At 41.5% G+C, this 260-nt stretch carries 1 protein-coding gene; it reads right to left on the reverse strand.

All coding sequences use genetic code 11. The features are described from left to right. Positions 1-260 (reverse strand): hypothetical protein (locus HJY11_RS13625; RefSeq protein WP_208076468.1); only part of this gene is annotated, 260 nt, incomplete at both ends.

The raw sequence follows: 260 nt of genomic DNA on the forward strand, positions 1-260 counted from the left end.
ATGGAATGGCTCAAGAGATTTTCACCGTAATACGCCACGCTGTCTTTGTCCCCTCCTCCTAAAGCATACGCAATATGCCAACACTGCTTTTTTAAGAATGACATGATTTCTTCATTGTCTTTTCTCCTTCTGCGCTGTTCATGATCCAATTCCTCGGAAAGATCAGAAATCAGTTTTGCCACATTATACGGGACGATATAGTTCGTTCCTCCAACAAGTACTTTGCACATTTCTGTTGGGTAAACAACGATTCGCTCATT

Origin of the sequence: Bittarella massiliensis (ex Durand et al. 2017), assembly GCF_017566145.1 — a bacterium.
GTDB lineage: Bacteria > Bacillota > Clostridia > Oscillospirales > Ruminococcaceae > Bittarella > Bittarella massiliensis_A.